The organism is Bryocella elongata (genome assembly GCF_900108185.1).
In the GTDB taxonomy this organism is placed as follows: domain Bacteria; phylum Acidobacteriota; class Terriglobia; order Terriglobales; family Acidobacteriaceae; genus Granulicella; species Granulicella elongata.
Genome location: NZ_FNVA01000005.1, coordinates 378,683 through 397,639, shown reverse-complemented (window position 1 = coordinate 397,639; position 18,957 = coordinate 378,683). Strand labels below are relative to the sequence as shown.

The 18,957-nt window shown below is 64.4% G+C and carries 17 protein-coding genes; 11 read left to right on the top strand and 6 right to left on the bottom strand.

What is annotated here, in order from left to right; genetic code table 11:
* Nucleotides 1-23 precede the first annotated feature (23 nt).
* Entirely contained in the window at nt 24-281 is a 258-nt protein-coding gene (locus tag C4S68_RS15750; RefSeq protein ID WP_146072176.1) for a hypothetical protein, read from the top strand.
* On the top strand, nt 274-564 hold the full coding sequence (locus tag C4S68_RS15745) for a type II toxin-antitoxin system RelE/ParE family toxin (protein ID WP_103934033.1): 291 nt from the start codon (nt 274-276) through the stop codon (nt 562-564). Before C4S68_RS15750 ends, C4S68_RS15745 begins: the two co-directional genes overlap by 8 nt.
* Here the strand turns inward: C4S68_RS15745 and C4S68_RS15740 are convergent.
* Nucleotides 561-2,024 (bottom strand): TldD/PmbA family protein, encoded by a 1,464-nt coding sequence (locus C4S68_RS15740; protein ID WP_235011634.1) that lies wholly within the window; start codon nt 2,022-2,024, stop codon nt 561-563. The two genes, C4S68_RS15745 and C4S68_RS15740, sit on opposite strands and share 4 nt — an antisense overlap.
* 26 nt (nt 2,025-2,050) lie before the next feature.
* On the opposite strand from C4S68_RS15740, the gene C4S68_RS15735 reads away from it, so the two are divergent.
* Complete coding sequence (locus C4S68_RS15735) at nt 2,051-3,202, top strand: SGNH/GDSL hydrolase family protein (RefSeq protein ID WP_146072175.1); 1,152 nt, start codon at nt 2,051-2,053, stop codon at nt 3,200-3,202.
* 25 nt (nt 3,203-3,227) lie between these two features.
* On the opposite strand, the gene tldD is transcribed toward C4S68_RS15735, so the two are convergent.
* The 4 genes from tldD to C4S68_RS15715 all read right to left on the bottom strand — a co-directional run bounded on the left by tldD (nt 3,228) and on the right by C4S68_RS15715 (nt 6,725).
* Nucleotides 3,228-4,691, bottom strand: a complete 1,464-nt coding sequence (gene tldD / locus C4S68_RS15730; protein WP_103934031.1) for a metalloprotease TldD — start codon at nt 4,689-4,691, stop codon at nt 3,228-3,230.
* A 67-nt stretch (nt 4,692-4,758) separates the two neighbouring features.
* Nucleotides 4,759-5,154 carry a VOC family protein gene (locus tag C4S68_RS15725; RefSeq protein ID WP_103934030.1) on the bottom strand — a complete coding sequence of 132 codons (396 nt, stop codon included), beginning with the start codon at nt 5,152-5,154 and terminating at the stop codon, nt 4,759-4,761.
* Between the two features lie 18 nt (nt 5,155-5,172).
* Nucleotides 5,173-5,712 carry a Uma2 family endonuclease gene (locus tag C4S68_RS15720; protein WP_103934029.1) on the bottom strand — a complete coding sequence of 180 codons (540 nt, stop codon included), beginning with the start codon at nt 5,710-5,712 and terminating at the stop codon, nt 5,173-5,175.
* 56 nt (nt 5,713-5,768) lie between these two features.
* Complete coding sequence (locus C4S68_RS15715) at nt 5,769-6,725, bottom strand: glycoside hydrolase domain-containing protein (protein WP_235011633.1); 957 nt, start codon at nt 6,723-6,725, stop codon at nt 5,769-5,771.
* A gap of 142 nt (nt 6,726-6,867) precedes the next feature.
* On the opposite strand from C4S68_RS15715, the gene C4S68_RS15710 reads away from it, so the two are divergent.
* The 3 genes from C4S68_RS15710 (at nt 6,868) to C4S68_RS15700 (ending at nt 11,727) form a co-directional block, all read left to right on the top strand.
* Nucleotides 6,868-7,404, top strand: a complete 537-nt coding sequence (locus tag C4S68_RS15710) for a YfiT family bacillithiol transferase (RefSeq protein WP_103934028.1) — start codon at nt 6,868-6,870, stop codon at nt 7,402-7,404.
* A gap of 126 nt (nt 7,405-7,530) precedes the next feature.
* Nucleotides 7,531-10,347 carry a valine--tRNA ligase gene (locus C4S68_RS15705; protein WP_103934027.1) on the top strand — a complete coding sequence of 939 codons (2,817 nt, stop codon included), beginning with the start codon at nt 7,531-7,533 and terminating at the stop codon, nt 10,345-10,347.
* Between the two features lie 150 nt (nt 10,348-10,497).
* Complete coding sequence (locus tag C4S68_RS15700) at nt 10,498-11,727, top strand: DUF2252 family protein (protein ID WP_103934026.1); 1,230 nt, start codon at nt 10,498-10,500, stop codon at nt 11,725-11,727.
* Between the two features lie 6 nt (nt 11,728-11,733).
* Here C4S68_RS15700 and C4S68_RS15695 read toward each other — a convergent pair whose 3' ends face one another.
* Nucleotides 11,734-12,162 (bottom strand): hypothetical protein, encoded by a 429-nt coding sequence (locus C4S68_RS15695; RefSeq protein WP_103934025.1) that lies wholly within the window; start codon nt 12,160-12,162, stop codon nt 11,734-11,736.
* A 131-nt stretch (nt 12,163-12,293) separates the two neighbouring features.
* Here C4S68_RS15695 and C4S68_RS15690 point away from each other — a divergent pair, with 131 nt between their 5' ends.
* The 5 genes from C4S68_RS15690 (at nt 12,294) to C4S68_RS15670 (ending at nt 18,753) form a co-directional block, all read left to right on the top strand.
* A complete protein-coding gene (locus C4S68_RS15690) occupies nt 12,294-13,133 on the top strand; it encodes a biotin--[acetyl-CoA-carboxylase] ligase (protein WP_235011632.1) in 840 nt (279 codons plus the stop codon).
* A gap of 31 nt (nt 13,134-13,164) precedes the next feature.
* On the top strand, nt 13,165-13,965 hold the full coding sequence (locus tag C4S68_RS15685; RefSeq protein ID WP_103934023.1) for a type III pantothenate kinase: 801 nt from the start codon (nt 13,165-13,167) through the stop codon (nt 13,963-13,965).
* 72 nt (nt 13,966-14,037) lie between these two features.
* The gene (locus C4S68_RS15680; RefSeq protein ID WP_103934022.1) at nt 14,038-14,757 is read left to right on the top strand and encodes a hypothetical protein; all 720 of its coding nucleotides are present in this window, start codon (nt 14,038-14,040) and stop codon (nt 14,755-14,757) included.
* Nucleotides 14,754-15,935: a 23S rRNA (uracil(1939)-C(5))-methyltransferase RlmD gene (gene rlmD, locus C4S68_RS15675; protein ID WP_103934021.1), complete on the top strand. Its 1,182-nt coding sequence runs from the start codon at nt 14,754-14,756 to the stop codon at nt 15,933-15,935. The genes C4S68_RS15680 and rlmD overlap by 4 nt, the downstream gene beginning before the upstream one ends.
* A 76-nt stretch (nt 15,936-16,011) precedes the next feature.
* Nucleotides 16,012-18,753, top strand: coding sequence for a ComEC/Rec2 family competence protein (locus tag C4S68_RS15670; protein WP_103934020.1), 2,742 nt, complete (start codon nt 16,012-16,014; stop codon nt 18,751-18,753).
* The last annotated feature ends 204 nt before the right edge of the window (nt 18,754-18,957 follow it).

Sequence of the window (18,957 nt, the reverse complement as noted above, 5' to 3'; positions counted from 1 at the left end):
GCATTCGGACGTATACTCTCGCCATGGCGATCCAGCTAAGTCCGGAACTCGAGAGCCGCATCCAGGAGAAGGTTGACCGGGGATACTTCGACTCGGCGGAGCACGTGATCGAGACGGCGCTCTATGAGCTCGAACATCGGCGGCTTGCCTTACCGCCCGCGGATGAATTGGAAGCGTTGCTGGATGAGGCAGAAGCCGAGTTTGCTCGTGGCGAGTTTTATACGCCGGAGCAGGTACGGGAGCACATGGATCGCGTAAAGGCCGAGCTCAGGCGTGGCTAGATACATCCTGGCGCCTGCTGCTGCACGCGACCTCGAAGCGATCTATCGCTATCTCCTCCAAGGGGCAAGTCTGGCGGTCGCCAATCGCGTAGAGACCGACATCTACAAGGCATTCGATGATCTCGCGAGCCTTCCCTCAATCGGGTATCGCCGCGAGGACATCCGGCGCTCCGGGTTTCTTTCTCACACCGTATTTCAGTATCTGATTCTTTTTCGCCGTAATCCGGAGCTGCGTATCTATCGCATCATTCATGGTGCGCGAGACATTCCGCGGCGTCTTTAGCTGCCTGCAACCGTCATGCCGTCGATACGCACCGTGGGGACAGCTCCGGAGCCTCGGAACTCGAGGTCGTTGCCGATAGCGGTGACATTGCGGAACATGTCTTTGAGGTTGCCGGCGATGGTGATCTCTTCGACCGGGTAGGCGAGTTCGCCGCCGTCGATCCAGAGGCCGCTGACGCCTAGCGAATAGTCACCGTTGACGAGGTTCACGCCGAAGCCCATGGTCGAGAGCACGTAGAGGCCCTGCGGGATATCCGCGATGATCTGCTCGGGGGTCAGGGTACCGGGTTCGAGGAAGTAGTTTCCTCCGCCGATGCCAGGAGCTCCTGCGAGGCCGCGCGAGGCTTTGCCGGTTGAGGCCATGTTGAGCTTGCGGCCGGTGTAGGTGTTGAGCATGAGCTGCTTGAGGATGCCGCGCTCGATAACCACCGTGCGGCGAGTGGGCAGGCCATCGCCATCGTAGGGTGAGGTGCCGAAGCCTCCGACGCGAACGCTTCCCTGCTGGCCGCCGAAGAGCTTGTCGCCTCCGAGCGAATGCTCGAAGACCATGGTGCCGTCGTCGACCATGGTGATATTTTCGCCGCCCACCTGCTCGCCGAGCTTGCCCGCGAACATTGACGCGTTGCGGTAGATGGAGTCGCCATCGGCAGCCGAGAGCAGGTTGCCCATCAGGCTGCGTGCGACCTCAGGAGCGTAGACGACCGGGCACTTCTGGGTGGGCACACGGCGGGCGCCGAGGCGGCGCAGCGCGCGTTCTGCAGCCTTGCGGCCTACGGACTCCGGCGAGTCGAGCAGGCGGGCGGTGCGAGCCGAGGAGTACCAGTAGTCGCGCTGCATGGCGCCGCTGGCGTCCTGCGCGATGGGGGTGACGGAGAAGCCGCAGTAGCTGCGCCGGTACTCGCCGCGGAAGCCACGGGAGTTGACCATGACGCGATGCGCGGTGGAGGCGTCGAAGTCGGCGCCGACGGAGTTCTGGATGCGGGTGTCGTGAGCCAGTGCGGCGGCTTCGCAGCGACGGGCGATCTCGATGCGTTCCTGGGCGGGGATGGCGTCGACGTCGTCGAAGTAGAGGCAGAGATCGTCGATGGCTTTGGCGGAAGGCTGCGCGAGGAGCTCGCGCTCGGGCAGGCCGGCGAAGGGGTCAGCGCCGGTGACTCTGGCCAGGCCGACGGCGCCGTCGATGAGTCGCTTCAGGCCATCTTCACTGAGGTCGGAGGTGGAGGTACTGGCGGTGCGCTGACCGTCGGGGCTCTCGAAGAAGACACGCAGCCCGACCGCGCGGGAGCCGGACTCGGTGAGCTGTTCGACCTGCCCCATGCGGACGTGGACGGCGAACTCTTCTCCCGCGAAGGCGACGGCTTCTGCATCACAGGCTCCGGCGGCGAGGGCGCGCTCGACGGCCTGCTGCGCCAGAGCATTTAACGATTGAGCCCGCTCGGCCGGCTGTATGCTGAAATCCACGAATCCCCCTCGCAGCGGAGCCGAATGTGATCCAACGCGTGATTCACGGTGAAAGACTGCGGGTGCGTCGCTACTTCCTTATTGTAGCGAGCGTCGCGGCGGCGATGGCGTCCGGCTGTGGCCGCACCATATCGATTGCCGTGGCAACATCACCGGTCGTGGTCAGCACGCCGTCGACGCCACGGGTGATCTCTGTTGTACAGAACTTCGGGGACTCGATCACCTGCGGCTATGTGTCTTCTCCAGCCGACGGAACAGGGTACATCTACTCCAACGAAGGGTATGCGGGGTTGTTCGATACGTTCCTCGCGGTACCGGCGACAAACCTGTGCCGGTCTGAGGACCAGGCTGCGGATATGAGCCGGGTGTGGGTGTATCCCAACGCCGTGCCAGCGGCCGGCGCAAGCCAGCTCTACACGGTGATGATTGGCACCAATGATGCCAACAGCTGCGGGGGGGCGTCTGGTTGCATGCAGAACTGGGCGCAGGCCCTGGAGGCATCGCTGGCGTGGCTGGGGCTTCCGCCGGGGGACAAGGCGCTGGCATCCTCCGCCACGACGACCGGGAAGTGGACCGCGGACCTGGGGTTTGGCATGGCGACGAGCGATGCCGCGGCTTCCATCACCTTCAAGGTGAACCAGGCGGTAGCGGGGCGGCGGTTGTATGTCGCTTACAGGGTCTTCGATGCGGGGCAGGTGACCCCGGGCAACGCGGCGCTGACGATTGACGGCGTGGCCACGGATACCCTGCACACGCAGGTCGCTACGGGCCATGCCATTAGCACGCTTCGCGGCACCACGGACACGATCTTTCTCGAGACGGCTCCGCTGGGGGCTGCTGGAGTGCACACAGTGACGCTGACGACGTCGGCGGCCGGCGGGTTCTTTTCCGTGTTGTGGGCAGGAGCCTCAACTCAGAACTATGCGAGCGTGAGTGGTGCACCGCGCGTGATGCTGGCGCAGATCACGCAGACGCCGGTGGATGCCTTGAACCCGACGGTGATCGCATACAACGCTATGCTGGCGCAGATCGCGACTTCGTTCACCGGGGAGGGCTTGTATCTGACGACGGTACCGACCTATGGGGCATTGGACCTGTACACGGATATGGCGGATGGGCTCCACCCGAACGCGCAGGGGCACGCCAAGCTCGCGAAGGTCTTCGAGTCATCGCTTTGAGACGGAGCTCGCAGGCTCCCGAGCCTTAGTGGCCCGTACCGCCCACGGTCATGCGGTCGAGCTTGATGGTGGGCATGCCAACGCCCACGGGGACGCTCTGGCCGGCCTTGCCGCAGGTGCCGATGCCTTCATCGAGCGCGAGGTCGTTGCCGACCATGCTGACGTGCTTGAGGGCCTCGGGGCCGTTGCCGACAAGGGTTGCGCCCTTCACCGGTGCGGTGACCTTGCCGTCTTCGATGAGGTAGGCTTCGCTGGCCGAGAAGACGAACTTGCCGTTGGTGATGTCCACCTGGCCGCCGCCGAAGTTGACGGCGTAGAGGCCGCGCTTGACGCTCTTGATGATGTCGCCGGGATCGTCTTCGCCGTTGAGCATGTAGGTGTTCGTCATGCGCGGCATGGGGATGGCCTGGTAGCTTTCGCGGCGGCCGGAGCCGGTGTTGGGCATGCCCATCAGCTTCGAGCTGAGCTTGTCGGAGAGATAGCCGCGCAAGATGCCGTTCTCGATGAGCACGGTCTCCTGGGTGGCATTGCCTTCGTCATCGACGTTGAGCGAACCGCGGCGGCCGGCGATCGTGCCATTATCGACGACGGTGACCTTGCTGGACGCGACCTGCTGGCCGATGAGGCCGGAGAAGGCGGAGGTCTTCTTGCGGTTGAAGTCGGCTTCGAGGCCGTGGCCGACGGCTTCGTGCAGCAGCACGCCGGGCCAGCCGGGGCCGAGGACGACCTCCATCTCGCCTGCGGGTGCAGCGACGGCGCCGAGCTGCAGGATGGCGGTGCGGGCAGCTTCGCGGGCGAAGTGCTCGGGGGACTTGTCGCCGTCGAAGAAGTCCAACGTCACGCGGCCGCCTCCGCCTGAGGTGCCGCGCGCGGTGTTCTGGGAGTCCTTCGCGATGACGAAGACGTTGAAGCGGGCGAGGGGCTGGGTGTCGGCGGCGTAGGTGCCGTCCGAGGCCGCGATGAGGATGCGGCGGAGCTCGTCGTTGAGGCCGGCGCGGACCTGGGTGATGCGGGGATCGAAGGCGCGGGCGGCCTTGTCGGCGCGCTCGATGAGGGCGATCTTGGTGCTCAGCTCGGCGTCGCTGCTGAAGCCGGCGATGGGATAGAGCTGCGGGGTGTGGGCCTCGCGGAAGCCTTCGACTCGCTGCGTCTGCGGGCCGCTGGCGATGAGCGCCGCGGTGCGGGCGGCCTTGAGCAGGCGCTCGGGCGAGAGATCGTCTGTGTAGGCGAAGCCGGTGCGTTCGCCCGAGAGCACGCGGATGCCGCAGCCCACGCTGATGCCCTGCGCAGCGGTCTTGAGGATGCCTTCGTCGATGCCCAGCGAGGTGGAGGTGACGGCCTCGAAGTAGAGGTCCGCAAAGTCGCCGCCCGCGGAGAGCGCTTCGCCGAGGCAGCGCTCGAAGAGGCGCTCGGTGAGGCCGAGGTGGGAGAAGAACCAGCGCTTGTGATCGAGAACTTCCGGGGCGGGCGTGTGCGGTGCAGCGGCCATCGTTCGATTGTAAGACTCTGGTTCGATCGGTGCTTGCTGTGAGGGCTGGCCGGGCGCACGGAAGCCCTCAGTGCTGCCAGTTTTTGTAGACGAACTCCAGGCTGTAGCCGTCGGGATCGAAGACGTTGGCCGCGTAGTAGCGGGGATCGTAATAGAGGCGAATCCCGGGAGCTTCCTTCTCGCGCGCTCCGGCGGCGATGGCCGCAGCGTAAGCGGCGTCGACCTGCTTGCGGCTGTCCGCGACGAAGCCGATGTGAGCGGCGTGGCTCGCCGCCTCACCCGCCTGCAGCCAGAAGAAGATGCGGCCGTTGGCGCCGAAGCCGAAGAGGTCAGGATGGCCGGGAGGGCCGTCGGCGCCGTTGTAGTCGTACATGTGCGTGACGCCGAGGGGAGCAAGCGCTGCGGTGTAGAACGCGATAGAGCGTTCCACATCGCTCACGGTGAGAAAAACGTGGTCGAGCATGGCCGTCCGATAGGGGGATTATGCCGACTGCGGAGAGTCAGGCGTTGAGGGGGATTCCAGGCGGCCGAAGAGCATCGGAAGCTCGACGTGGATGGGCGTTCCCGGAACCTCAAGGCGCTGCGCGGAGACCCAGCCGGAGGCGCGGCAGATGCGTCCGGTGCGGGTGCGGGGATCAATAACCCAGACGGTCTCGACGCCCATGGTCAGGTAGTCCTGGCAACGCTCTTCGAGAGCGGTGTAGGTGTCGTCGGGGGAGAGAATCTCGATGACGAGCAGCGGAGGATCGGTAAGGACGTCGGGGTGCGGACCCGGGCGCACCGCAACCAGATCCGGAACGCGCACGCGGGTCTCGGTGACACGAGTTCTCTGTTCCGTGCTCACCAGAAGATTCCAGATGGATTCGTGCATTCCCAACCATTGCGCCAGCAGCGCTTGCAGCCTTGCGTGCTCCCACTTGCCCACATTGCGCTCCAGTACCTCGCCATCGACATACTCGCGGTCGGGGCGGTAGGTGGTTTGCAGATACTCGGATACCGGAATCTGGACGGCGCTTGCCATGGCTGCAGTGTAGTCCTGAACAGAATGGGTGAAAACGGCCAATAGTGTTGCAATGCTCAGCGGCCGTGCGAGGGATCGGGAGAACTGGCGATATCCATGTCCAGCAGCACGTCGGAGAAGCCAGGAGCATAGCAGTTGCCATCGGAGGAGTAGGTGGCAGCGCAGGCTTTGGTGATCTCCGGGCGGCGCGGAGACTGCGAGTACTGCCAGGCGGTGAGGTCGGGCTCGCCGGCTTCGCTCAGCGGCTTGGCGCCCTTGACGGTGCAGCCGGGAGCGGGCGGACACGCGTCCTGCGTATCGAACATCGCGATCCCGTGCAGATGCCCGGCCTTCACGCGCTCGCGGATGTCGCGGATGGTGTCGATCCACTTGCCGGGATCGTCCTGCACCAGCTGGCCGCTAGCGTAGACGCCGGGGCGGAAGCTGGACTGCGCGACGGCTTCGGTCCAGGCGAGGAGGTACTGGGCCTGTTCGTCGAGGAGCCGTCCTCCCTCCTCCTGGTCGAGGAAGAGGATGGTCTGCGCGGGAAAGCCCTCAGCCCGAGCCGAGGCGATGGCCTTGGCCGCGTCCTGCTGGCCGAGCTGTGCGGCGGTAGTTCCCTTCTTCTGCGCGGCGAGGATCTCCTTGTCGAAACGGCCGTCGGCGAGGACGAGGAAGCCCCAGTCCTGCTGCTTGAGCAGGAGCCGCTTGCCGGCCCAGTTGTTGGCCTTCTCGCCGGGGGGCGGAGTGACCCAGTAGCCGGTAAAGGCGAAGGTCTTCTTCATGGCGGCCATGGTGGCGTCGCCGGGATAGTCGTTGCGGTCGAAGCCGGCGTAGCCACCGGCGACGGCGCCTATTGCGGGGTCGATCATAGCGCCAGCCGCTGGATTCACGGTCTGAGGCTGGCCTCCGGAGACAGGAGCGACCTGGCCATCGGGCACGAAGGTGCCGGGCGCGGGCGTTGCTGCCGGGGTGGCGGACTTGCAACCGGCGACGAGCACCGAGGCAATGACGGTCAGGCGGATCCAGCTCATGCGTTCTATCCTCACTGCGCGAGTGGGAACTCGCAACTGGTTCAGACGCGATTGACGGAGAATTCGTCGGCCAGCAGCGGAAAGAGGTTTGATCGGGTTTCGAGCTGCGAGTCGCGAGTCGCGATCGCTTACTCTAGCTTCTATGGCAACCGACCTCGCGTTCGACCCTCGCTTTCCCGTTGGCGACTTCCACAAACCTGCCTCCATTTCGGCCGACGACCGTTTGGCGGCGATTGCCACGCTGCGCGAGCTTCCGGTGAAGCTTCGCGAGGCTGTCGCCGGGCTGGACGATGCGCAGCTGGACACGCCGTATCGCGAGGGCGGATGGACCGTGCGGCAGCTGGTGCACCATGTGGCCGACTCGCACATGACGGCCTTTCACCGGATGCGCAAAGCGTTGACCGAAGACTGGCCGGCGGCTGCCGGGTACGACGAAGCGAGGTTCGCGGAACTCCCGGACTCGGCGCTGCCGATTGACGCCTCGCTGGCAATCCTCGAAGGACTGCACACGCGCTGGGTGGCGATGCTCCAGGGCCTGAGCGAGGAGCAGTGGCAGCGCGGCATCACCCACAGCCAGAACGGACCGCAGTCGCTGGACCTGCTGGCACTGCTCTATCAGTGGCACTCGCTGCACCACACAGCGCACGTGACGAATCTGCGGAGAACGAAGGGCTGGTAGGGCATCCTGCCCACCCGCATCTCTGCAAGCCGTGCGGCACCCGCACCCGATTGTGCCACGCCAACACCGAACAACCGACACCCAGCAACGTTGCCTGCGCCCTACCCTGCTACCCTTAAGGGCAGTATGAGTCACGAACTTCCCAAGGCATACGATCCCTCGTCCATTGAAGAGAAGTGGGCGAAGTTCTGGATCGACGAGCGCCTCTTCGACGTCGCGACGCCGGCTGATGGCCGCGCGCACAACCCTTTCGTCCAGCTGCTGCCTCCGCCCAACGTTACGGGCCGTCTGCACATGGGCCACATGCTCAACCAGACGGAGATGGATGTGCTGGCGCGCTGGCACCGCATGAAGGGCGACACGAGCGTGTGGGTTCCGGGCACGGATCACGCGGGCATCGCCACGCAGATGATGGTGGAGCGGCAGCTCAAGTCCGAAGGCGGGCCAGGCCGCAAGGAGATGGGCCGCGAGGCGTTCACCGAGCGCGTGTGGGCGTGGAAGCAGCAGTATGGCTCGGCGATCACGGACCAGATGAAGCGGCTGGGTGCGAGCGTGGACTGGTCGCGCGAGTACTTCACCATGGACGAGAAGCTCTCCGTCGCGGTGAAGGAGACCTTCGTGCGCCTGTGGGAGCAGGGCCTCATCTATCGCGGCGCGTACATCGTGAACTGGGACCCGCAGATCCAGACCGCCGTCTCCGATCTCGAAGTAGAGAACGAAGAGCGCGCCGGTCACCTGTATCACGTGCGCTACGACTTCGCGGATGGTTCTGGCTCCATCACCATCGCAACGACGCGGCCCGAGACGATGCTCGGCGACGTCGCCGTGGTGGTGAACCCGAGCGATGAGCGCTACACAGCGTTCCTTGGCAAGATGCTGGTGCTGCCGCTGAGCGCGGTGAACGGCGGAGCCAATCGTGAGATTCCGCTGCTCGCCGATGAGTGGGCCAACCCCGAGTTTGGCACCGGTGCCGTGAAGGTCACTCCGGCACATGATCCCAACGACTTCGCGATCGGCCAGCGGCACAAGCTGCCGCAGCCTTCGATCATGGATGAGCAGGGCCGCATTGCGCTGGCGGGCTCGCCATATGACGGGCTGGATCGCTTTGAGGCGCGCAAGAAGATCGTTGCTGATCTCGAAGCCAACGGACATCTCGTCGCCATCAAGGACCACACGCTCACGCTGCCGGTATCGCAGCGCACGGGCGCGATCATCGAGCCGCGGCTTTCGATGCAGTGGTTCCTTGCAGTCAACAAAAAGCCCGGGAAGGACGGCGCGCCGACGGGCGCAGCTTCCATCGCGGAGAACGCCATCGCCGCAGTGCGAGACGGCCACATCAGGTTCACGCCGGAGATGTACTCAAAGACCTACTTCGAGTGGATGAACAACATCCATGACTGGTGCATCTCGCGCCAGCTCTGGTGGGGCCATCGCATTCCCGCATGGCACTGCAACGCCTGCGGCAAGATCACGGTGTCGCTGGATACGCCGGGCGCGTGCTCGGGTTGCGGCATCACGGACATCCACCAGGAGACCGACGTGCTGGACACGTGGTTCTCCTCGGGGCTGCTGCCGTTCACGGTGTTTGGATGGAACAGCACGAATGAGCTGACGCCGGACCTGAGCGCGTTCTATCCCACACAGCTGCTGGTCACAGGCTTCGACATCCTCTTCTTCTGGGTGGCGCGCATGATCATGCTGGGCTCGCACTTCATGCTCGATGTGCCGATGCCGGATGGCAGCAAGCGCATGCTGGCCGATGCGGTTCCCTTCCGCGAGGTGTACATCCATGCGCTCGTCCGCGATGCCGACCGCCAGAAGATGTCCAAGACCAAGGGCAACGTGATCGATCCCATCGAGATCATCACGAAGTACGGCACCGATGCGGTGCGGTTCACGCTGGCTTCGCAGGCTTCGCCGGGCACGGACATTGCGTTCAACGAAGGGCGCACGGAAGGCTATCGCGCGTTCGCAAACAAGATCTGGAACGCGGCGCGATTCCTGCAGATGAACATCGAGCGGGGCAAGGAGGCGGCCTATACGGCCTCTCTGGGCTCGCACGATTCATTCTCACTCGAGTTGCCCTCCACCACACCGTTAGAGACGCGTTGGATCTTCTCGCGGCTCGCGACAGTAAGCGCTGAGGTGGATCGCTCACTGGCTGCGTATCGCTTCGATGAAGCGGCGCAGGCGGTATACCAGTTCTTCTGGGACGAGTTCTGCGCCTGGTACCTGGAGCTGGTGAAGGTGCGGCTGGACTTCGAGGCGCCGAAAAACGATGTGACCGCGCTGACACTCAACGCTGTGGTGAGCGTGTTTGAAGCGGCGCTGCGATTGCTCTCGCCGTTCATGCCGTTCCTCACGGAAGAGCTGTGGCACGCGCTGTATGCGAGTGTGGACATGCCCTCACCAGCGAAGTCCATCGCGCTCACGCGGTATCCGCAGGCTGCGGACTTTGCGGCCGATGCGGCCTCTGTCGAAGCGATGAACACGCTGCAGGAGCTGATCGTCACGGTGCGCGGTCTGCGCAAGGACCTCGGCGTTCCGGAGAAGGAAGCGGCTCCGATCCTGCTGCACGCCAGCGACAAAATCTCCGCGCTCGCGCAGGCCAATGCCGACATGCTGGCGAAGCAGGCGCGTGTCGCTTCTGTTGCACTGGCCTCGGCTCCGCTGACAGGCAACAACGCGCGCTCGACAGCGAGCTTCGATGTGGCGGTGATCTACGAGCGGCAGATCGACGTTCCCGCCGAGCGCGAGCGCCTCACCAAGGAGATCGCGAAGTTCACGAAGGGTGTGGAGTCCGCGCAGAAGCAGCTGGGCAGCGAGAGCTTCCTGGCGAAGGCCCCGGTGCACATTGTGGATGGCCTGAAGAAGCAGGCGGCGGAGACGCAGCTGCTGCTGGAGAAGGCGCAGGCCGCGCTCGAAGCATTGCCTCCGGCGTAGCGCAGACGCAACGCAGACACCACAAACAGGGGCGGTCCCACATTCGTGTGGGGCCGCTTTTCCTTTGGCAGCAATCAGCAACGCGCGGGGGCGCAGTTGCGTCCTATTCACATTGTGAAAACAGCGAAGAAGTCTCACGGGGACAGCAAGATGGGTGGGGAGACGGCCGCCGAGTACGCGGAACGTCTCAAGATCCTCGAACAGGCGCAGCGCCGCAAGATGGCGCAGAGCGCGCACCGGTACGTGCGCGGCAGCACGGTGCAGTTCTACGAGTGGCTCCAGCGTGGACGGCGGCAGGGCGTGCCTGAAGGGCCGCCGGTGTGGATCTGCGGAGACTGCCACCTGGGCAACCTGGGTCCGGTGGCGAACCATGAGGGCAAGGTCGAGATCGAGATTCGGGACGTCGACCAGACGGTGATCGGGAATCCAGCGCACGACCTGGTGCGGCTGGCGTTGTCGCTGGCTTCAGCCGCGCGGGGCAACGATCTTCCCGGTGTCACCACGGCGCACATGATGGAACACATGATGGAGGGCTATCAGCAGGCGCTCAAGCATCCCAGCGTGCAGCGCGGCCGGACAGCCAAGGGAGACGATCTTGCGCCAATCGCCAGCGCCCTGCGCCTCTCCGTGCGCCGCCGATGGAAGCACCTCGCGGATGAGCGTATCGAGGGCGTCGAGCCGGTGATCCCGCTGGGAAAGCGCTTCTGGGCGCTGCGCAAGGAGGAACGCGCCGCCATCGACAGCTTGTTCACGGAAGAGGCCACGGTCGCGATGATTCGCAGGCTGGCGGGCGACGATGCGCCGAAGAAGGTGACGGTGGTCGACGCAGCCTACTGGATGAAGGGATGCTCTTCGCTGGGCAAGCTGCGCTATGCGGTGCTGCTGGGCCTGGGCAAGGGTACGAACCGGCGCTATCGCCTGATCGACATCAAGGAGGCGGTCGCGCCCGCCGCGCCTGCGACTTCGCGCGTGGCGTTGCGGAAGGCAGGCCTGACGCAGCCTGAGGACTTCGCTGAGCGGGTCGTCATCGGAGCGCGTGCGCTTTCGCCGTTTCTCGGCGAGCGGATGCTTCCGGCTACGCTGCTGCGGCGGCCCGTGGTACTGCGTGAGTTGATGCCGCAGGACCTGAAGCTGGAGCTCGACCGAATGACATGCGATCAGGCCGTGGCTGCAGCGCAATTTCTCGCAGCTGTCGTGGGGAGAGCCCACGCGCGGCAGATGGATGCAGCTACGAGGCGACACTGGAATGCGGAGCTGGAGCGTAATCGGCCAAAGAGCCTGGAAGCTCCAAGCTGGCTGTGGAACAGCGTGGTGGAGCTATTGAGCGAGCACGAGGCGGCGTACCTGCAGCACTGCCGGCGCTATGCTTTGTCGGCGTAGGCTGGCCTAACGCTTGCTCGCATCCTGCGTTGCAGGCTCGGGCAGTCTGGTCTGCTCAACGGCGATCTCGACGTTCTCATGCTTGATCTCGAGCCGCAGCCGGTTGAAGACGCTCATGTAGACGTTGGCGACCCACACCAGGGCGAACCACGCGACGACGTAGCCGCGCCAGCCAGCGTAGAGGAGCTGAAAGCGGAAGAGGAACAGAGCAAGCGCGGAGACATAGTGCGAGAAGCAGTACTCGCACGTGAAGAGGTAGAAGAACTTTCTCTCGACGAGCCGGTGACAGCTCTGGCTGCGGCTCTTGCAGAATTCGCGAGGCTCGCGAAAGACCTCTTCGTGGGTAACGGTCCACGCGATGCAGGCGATGGGAACTGCGAGCAGCAGCAGCATCGCAGTCTGGTGCGACAAGGGCGTGTTGAGTTCGATTGGCATAGGAGGTCTGTGGCAGGCCGGAAGCATTCGCGTAGGGCTCCCGCAGTTGTCTCCCGTTGGATGCGGAGAGATCCTGGTGAGCCGCTTGTAACCCAGCACGGCGTTCGGCGCTCTGCCGTACGATGACTACGGTGGCTTCGTCTTCCAGCTCGAAAGGTGCAGACCTGAACCCTGCGGCGCTCAATGTGGCACTGATGGGCACGCGCTTCGCGGGGCGAGTGCATCACTTCGCACACATCGGTTCGACGAGCACGGCATTGCTCGAATCTGCGGCAGAAGGCGCGCCGGAAGGGACCGTGTACCTGGCCGACGAGCAGACCGCGGGCCGCGGGCGAGGTGGCCATGCATGGCACTCGGCGCCGGGAGATGGCCTCTACCTCAGCGCGCTGGTGAAGCCTTCGCTGGCGCTGCGTGATGCGCTGCTGCTCTCGCTGGCGACGGGCCTCGCGGCGTGGCAGGCGATCCATGAGGTGAGCGGCGTGAGCGTCGATCTGCGCTGGCCTAACGATCTGCTGGCATCACGCGACGGTCGCAGCCGCAAGGTCGGCGGGATTCTGGTCGAGACTTCGGTTGAGCCTGGAGCGGACCCGCTGCTGCGCTATGCGGTCATCGGAGTTGGCATCAATGTGCATCATGCGGGCTTTCCGGCGGAACTCGCATCGCTGGCCACGTCCCTGGCGCTGGAGAGCGAGCTGCCTGTTTTTCGCGGCCCCATTGCGCTCTCTCTGCTGCGGCAGATTGATTTGGAGCTGACGCGGCTGGAGCTGGGCGGCGGCCAGAAGGACCTGCTCGCCCGGTTCACGGAGCGCTCCAGCTGGGTGCTCGGCAAACGTGTGAGTGTGCCGGAGCAGGGCGGATATACTGGCGTCACCGCCGGACTGGACGCCCAGGGCTATCTGCTCGTCGATGGGGATGACGGCGTTGTCCGCACGGTTCGTTCCGGCGGTGTGCGCGAGATCGAGACAAACTAACCCCGGTGACTGGGGCTCCTGGAAGAGACACATGCTGCTGGCCATCAACGTAGGAAATACGAATACCGTCCTGGGTCTCTTCCATACGGGCGAGCCGGGCAAGCCTGCTGAACTTGCCGCGGACTGGAGGGTGACCACGCCCTATGGGCAGACCTCCGACGAGCTCGGCCTGCTGTTCCGCACCCTGCTGGCGACGCGTGGCTACAGTGCGGAAAGCGTGACGGGTATTGCAGTCGCCTCCGTCGTGCCACCGCTAGACTCGGCGCTGCGGCAGGCTGCAGAAGCACTCTTCAGGATCAGGCCCCTGTTCATCGAACCCGGCATCAAGACGGGGCTGCCGATCCTGGTCGACTCGCCGAGCGAGGTGGGAGCAGACCGCATCGTGAACTGCGCCGCTGCGTTCGACAAGTATGGCGGACCAGCGATCGTGGTGGACATTGGCACGGCAACCAACTTCGATGTGGTGTCGCGCAAGGGCGAGTTTCTTGGCGGCGCGATCGCACCGGGGCTTGGCATCTCCGCGGATGCGCTGTTCGCTCGCGCTGCCCGGCTGGCTCGCGTCGAGATTCGCAAGCCGCCGAAGATCGTGGGGACGAACACGACGGACAACCTGCAGATTGGCTTGTACTACGGCCACATCGGCGCAATCGATGGCATCCTCGAACGGATGATGACGGAGCTGGGCCCGGACACGAAGACCGTGGCCACCGGCGGCTTCGCGACGCTGCTGGCGCCGGACAGCAAGTTCATCCAGAACGTAGATCCGATGCTGACCCTGACCGGGCTACGGCTCATCTACGAGCGCAACCAGGATCGACATAGAAGGAAGTAAGAAAAGATACGAGGTGCGAGAGACGAGATGCGAAGGCAGCCTCACTCGCGTCTCGTATGACTGCGTATCCAGATGAACTACTACGAATATTTCAGTGAAGTCGAAGAACGCTTCAGCCGGAGGCGAGGTGCGGTGTTGCTGCTCTCGCCCCTCGACTGGGCGGTGATTGAGACGTGGCGCGAGGCAGGCATACCGCTTGAAGCGGTGCTGCGCGGGATCGACAACGCGTTCGACAAGTACGATGAGCGGGCGCTGCGCAGCAACGCAAGGACGCGCAAGGTGAACGGGCTCGCGTGGTGCGCGCAAGCGGTGCTGGACGCGGCGGAAGAGCTGGTTGAAGCTTCGACCGGCGAGCCAGCGCAACGCCCACAACATGAGCAGGAGTCGGGCTTCGAGGCGGAACGGGTGGCTCGCTATCTTGAGTCCACCGCGATGCAGCTTGAGGCCGCAGCTTCAGGGACGGAGCCGTGGACGGCCAAGGTCAGCGCCACCGCGCAACGGCTGCGCGAGCTGGCGGCATCGCTTCGGCTCGAGCCATCGCAGCGACTTGAGGATCTCGATCGCACGCTGACGGTGTTGGAAGAACAGCTTCTGTTGGCACTGCAGGCTTCCGCGAGCGAAGCGGAGCTGGTGGCGTTGCGCGAGCAGGCGGACCGCGAGCTCGCGCCGTATCGCTCGCGAATGTCCGGCGCGCAGCTGAAGCAGGTGCAGCAGCAGTTTCTGCACAAGCGCTTGCTGGAGATGCGGGCCATACCGCGGTTGAGCCTCTTCTACATGGGGGTGGGCGATTGATCGACCTGACGCAGATCCTCGATGCGCCGGCAGAGGTAGATGCGCGATGCCCACACTTCGGCGCGTGCGGCGGGTGTCAGCTTCAACACCTGCGATATGAGACGCAGCTGGCCCACAAGCAGACGGCGCTACTCGCGTTGTTTGCCGAGGCTGGGCTGGATGAAATCCCAACCATCGTGCCGCATTCTGCCGGGCCGTGGCACTATCGCAATCGGATTCGCCTGCGCATTGAGCGGGTGGAGGGCCAGTTTCGATTCGGCTACAACCGCCGGGCGAGTCATGTGTTTCTGCCGGTCATCGAGTGCCCCATTGCTGCGGAGCCGCTGTGGGGCGTTGCCGCTGCGCTGCTGGAACTCGCCAAGACGGACGCTACGGCCGAGGCGTTGCTCGACGTGAGCGCTGAGCTGGAGCTGTTTGCGAACCACAAACTGTCGCGGCTGCAGCTCACCTTCTTTGCCCGGGACAAGCGGACGAAGTCGATGCCGCAGTTCGAACGCGTGATGGTTGCCCTGCAGGAGGTAGTCGGCATCGAGCTGCTCGACGCCGCAGCGCTGGTCTACGCCGATCCCCAGTCGGGACGAATCGTGCGCACGTTGAGTGAGCATGGCGCGGATGGCCTGGGGTACCGCGTGAAGGATGAATCCTACTGGATCTCACGCGGGGGCTTCTTCCAGGTGAACCGCTTCCTGCTGGATACCCTGGTGGACCAGGTGACGAGGAACGGTGGCGCCCCTCGCGCGGGTGCGCTGGCGTGGGATCTGTTCTCAGGTGTAGGTCTGTTCTCGCGGCCACTTGCGCGCAGCTTTGATCGCGTAACGGCGGTGGAGGCCAATCCAACTGCTGTAGAGGATCTTCGCCGCGCACTGAAGAAGATCAGCCCAGCGAGCACCGCTATCGCCGCTACGACGGTTGAGTTCCTTCGCCGCGCCATCGTCGATCGCGACAGGCCCTCGCTGGTGGTGCTCGACCCTCCGCGTGCCGGTGCGGGCGTGGAGGCGTGCGAGTTGTTGGTAAAGCTCGCGCCGCAGGAGATCGTCTACGTCTCCTGCGATCCCACAACGCTGGCGCGCGACCTCGCTGTGCTGATGCCGCACTATAAGCTCACCGGGCTGCACATGGTGGACCTGTTTCCGCAGACGGTGCATGTGGAGAGCATTGCGGTACTGAATCACCGCTGAACTCCGATCATCGCGGCGCGTGGCGTATGCTGGCGATGCAGCACACATCCTGAACGTACTTCGGTAGCGCTTTCCCATGCAGAGCAATGGTGCTGCCCGCCCGTGGGTTGTCCCGCGCTCGCCTGTCGAGCTGCTGGCGTTTCGTCGCGTGCCTATGTTCGCGGCGGCGGTTGCGTTTGCCGTGGGCGATGCCCTGGCGCGGCGATGGCATACACCTGCGATGCTGCTGGCTGAGACCGCTTCCCTGTTGCTTCTCGCAATGCTCGCGCTTCGGTTCTCTCTGCGCCTTGCCTTGCTGCCAGCGCTGGGATTCTGGATCGCGGTGGGATGCTGGTGCGCGCAGCTTGAGCCGCAGAACACTCCGCAGACTTCGCTGGCTCCATACGCCGATGGTCTGAGCCGTACCTTTCGTGTGCGGGTGAAGCGCATACGCGAGTTGCATACGGCTGATGAGACCGAAGAGAGCGCTCCGGACAGATCGTGGATGCTGGAGGATGAAGCGTGGGAGGCAGACTCACGCCCTGCGGTGCAGTCGCTTGATCTCGAGGTGCTTGGTGCGGAAGAGGTGACGCCCGATGCCTCCGTCATGCGTGATGTGCATGGTGGAGTCCGCATCACCATTACCGGTGCTGCGCTGGACGCCCGCTGCGGTGATGGGATCGAACTTCCGTTGCGGCTGCGCGAGCCTGAGGTCTACCGCGATCCGGGCGCGTTCTCCTACGCGGATGTGCTGCTTGCCGATGCCATGGGGTATCTGGCTTCGGGCACTGCCGACAGCGCGCATGTGCTCCACGAGCGCCGAGCCAGCGTGCGCTGCGAGTTGTACGCGGCACAGAGCTGGGCTTCATCCCGCGTAGCAGCTTTTCTGGGGTCGAAGGAAAACCGCCTGCTGCCAACGGCGGTTCGCATCACACGGGAAGACGCAGCGCTTCTCGATGCGATGCTCTTCGGCGATCGCCTGCAGCTGACTCAATCGTTGCGCGTTGGCTTTGAGCGCACGGGGACGTTCCACCTGTTCGTGGTCTCAGGCGTGCACGTGGCACTGCTCGCAGCCGGGGTCTACTGGCTGCTGCGACGCCTGCGTTTCCGGATCGTTGTGGCTCTGCCCATCACCCTGGCCATTACAGGTGGTTACACGCTGCTTACAGGCTTCGGTGTTCCTGCGCAACGCGCGCTTTGGATGACGGCGTGCGTGCTGCTTGCGCGTGGCTTGCGACGCCAGGGGTCTCCTCTGAATGCCCTGGGATTTGCAGCGATCATCGTGCTCGCGCTCAGTCCACGAGCTCTCTTTGAGAGCGGATTTCAGATGACCTTCCTGGTGCTGCTGGCGATCGCAGGGATCGCGGCACCGCTGACGGAGCGACTGTTCTTCAGGTTCTCGCTCTCACTGCGGCGCGTCGATGATGTTCGCCTGGACGCATATCTGCCGCCGCATGAGGCGCAGAGGCGCGTCGTGCTTCGCATGCTCAGCGGGCTGGTGGCGGGCCTGCTGCATCCACGACTGGGGCCGGTGCCTGTCTGGGTCCTGCGAGGGAGCGTGCGACTGCTCGAGCTACTGCTCTTCGGGCTCATCACCGAAGCCGTGATGGTGCTGCCGATGGCGATCTACTTCCACCGCGCCACGCTGCTGGCCCTGCCCGCGAACATCGTGGTGGTTCCGCTGGTGGGTGCTTTGCTCGCAGCGGCGCTGCTGTTCTTCGTCTGCGCGGTGGTAAGCCCGTGGCTTGCTCTGCTGCCCGCAGCGTTGGTGGGTGCGGTGTTGCATCTGGTTGAGCTACCGCTGGGGCATCTGAATCGCAGCGCGTGGGCGGACGTCCGTATCCCGGCGCCCGAACCTGTCGCCGTGATGGCTGCAGGCGTGCTGCTTGCCTTTGGCTGCTGGGCTCTGCGCCGTCCTCAAGCCGCAATGGCAGCGAGTGGCGCGCTGGCAGTGGCGTTGATCCCGATGCTCGCGCTGTGGCCGGCCAGTGCGCATCTGCATCCGGGGAGGTTGGAGCTGACCGCGATCGACGTTGGCCAGGGAGACAGCATTCTGCTCGTCTCACCGACGGGGCAAACCATGCTGATCGATGCGGGAGGGCCGAGCGGGTATGCAGCGTTGATCCAGTCGAGGGAGCACACGGCCGGCCCATGGGACGTCGGAGAGAACGTAGTCGCACCATACCTGTGGTCGCGGCGCATACGCCGGCTGGATGTGGTCGTGATCTCGCATGCGCATTCGGATCACATCGGCGGCATGGCTTCGCTGCTGCGTGACTTCCAACCGCGAGAGCTTTGGCTTTCGATTGATCCCGGAGACTCTCCTGCGCTGCAATCGCTGCTGGAGCAGGCACGCACGCAGCATATGATCATCCGGCACATCTCGGCTCCGCAGCAATTTTCGTGGAGCGGGCTTACGTTCGAGGTGCTTGCTCCTGAAAGTTCCTATGCCAATGCGGGCAAGCCAACGAACGATGACTCCCTCGTTCTCCGTAGCAGCTTTGGGCGAGCCAGCGCTCTGCTGGAAGGTGACGCGGAAGCGCCGAGCGAGCACGAGATGCTCGAGCATGGGCGCGTGGAGGCTTCGACGCTGTTGAAGGTCGGCCACCACGGCAGCCTCACCTCTACCGGGCAGGGTTTTCTGGATGCCGTGCAGCCACGCGATGCGGTGATCAGCGTGGGACGCAGCAATACATTCGGGCACCCTCGCGAGGAGGTGCTGCAGCGCCTTGAAGCTGGCCACGTGAGAACGTTGAGGACGGATCGTGGAGGCGCTGCGACCTTTCTTCTCGCCGCTGACGGCAGCATCGTGAGCGAAGATATGGCGTCCCATCCGTAAGAAGCTGGATGGTTGCTCGCACTGAACTTTCACCGCAGGACTCGTCCGCAACCGAAGGAACGCCCTCAAGTGCTCACAGATCATTGCCGGCGCGCGTAGTGCAGCACTCGCGATGTTCCCCGGCAAGGAACTCGCGTATGACCTGATCTGGAGGCCGCGCCTTCAGCGACTGCTGCGAGAGCGCTACCGGATCCTGTAGCGTTG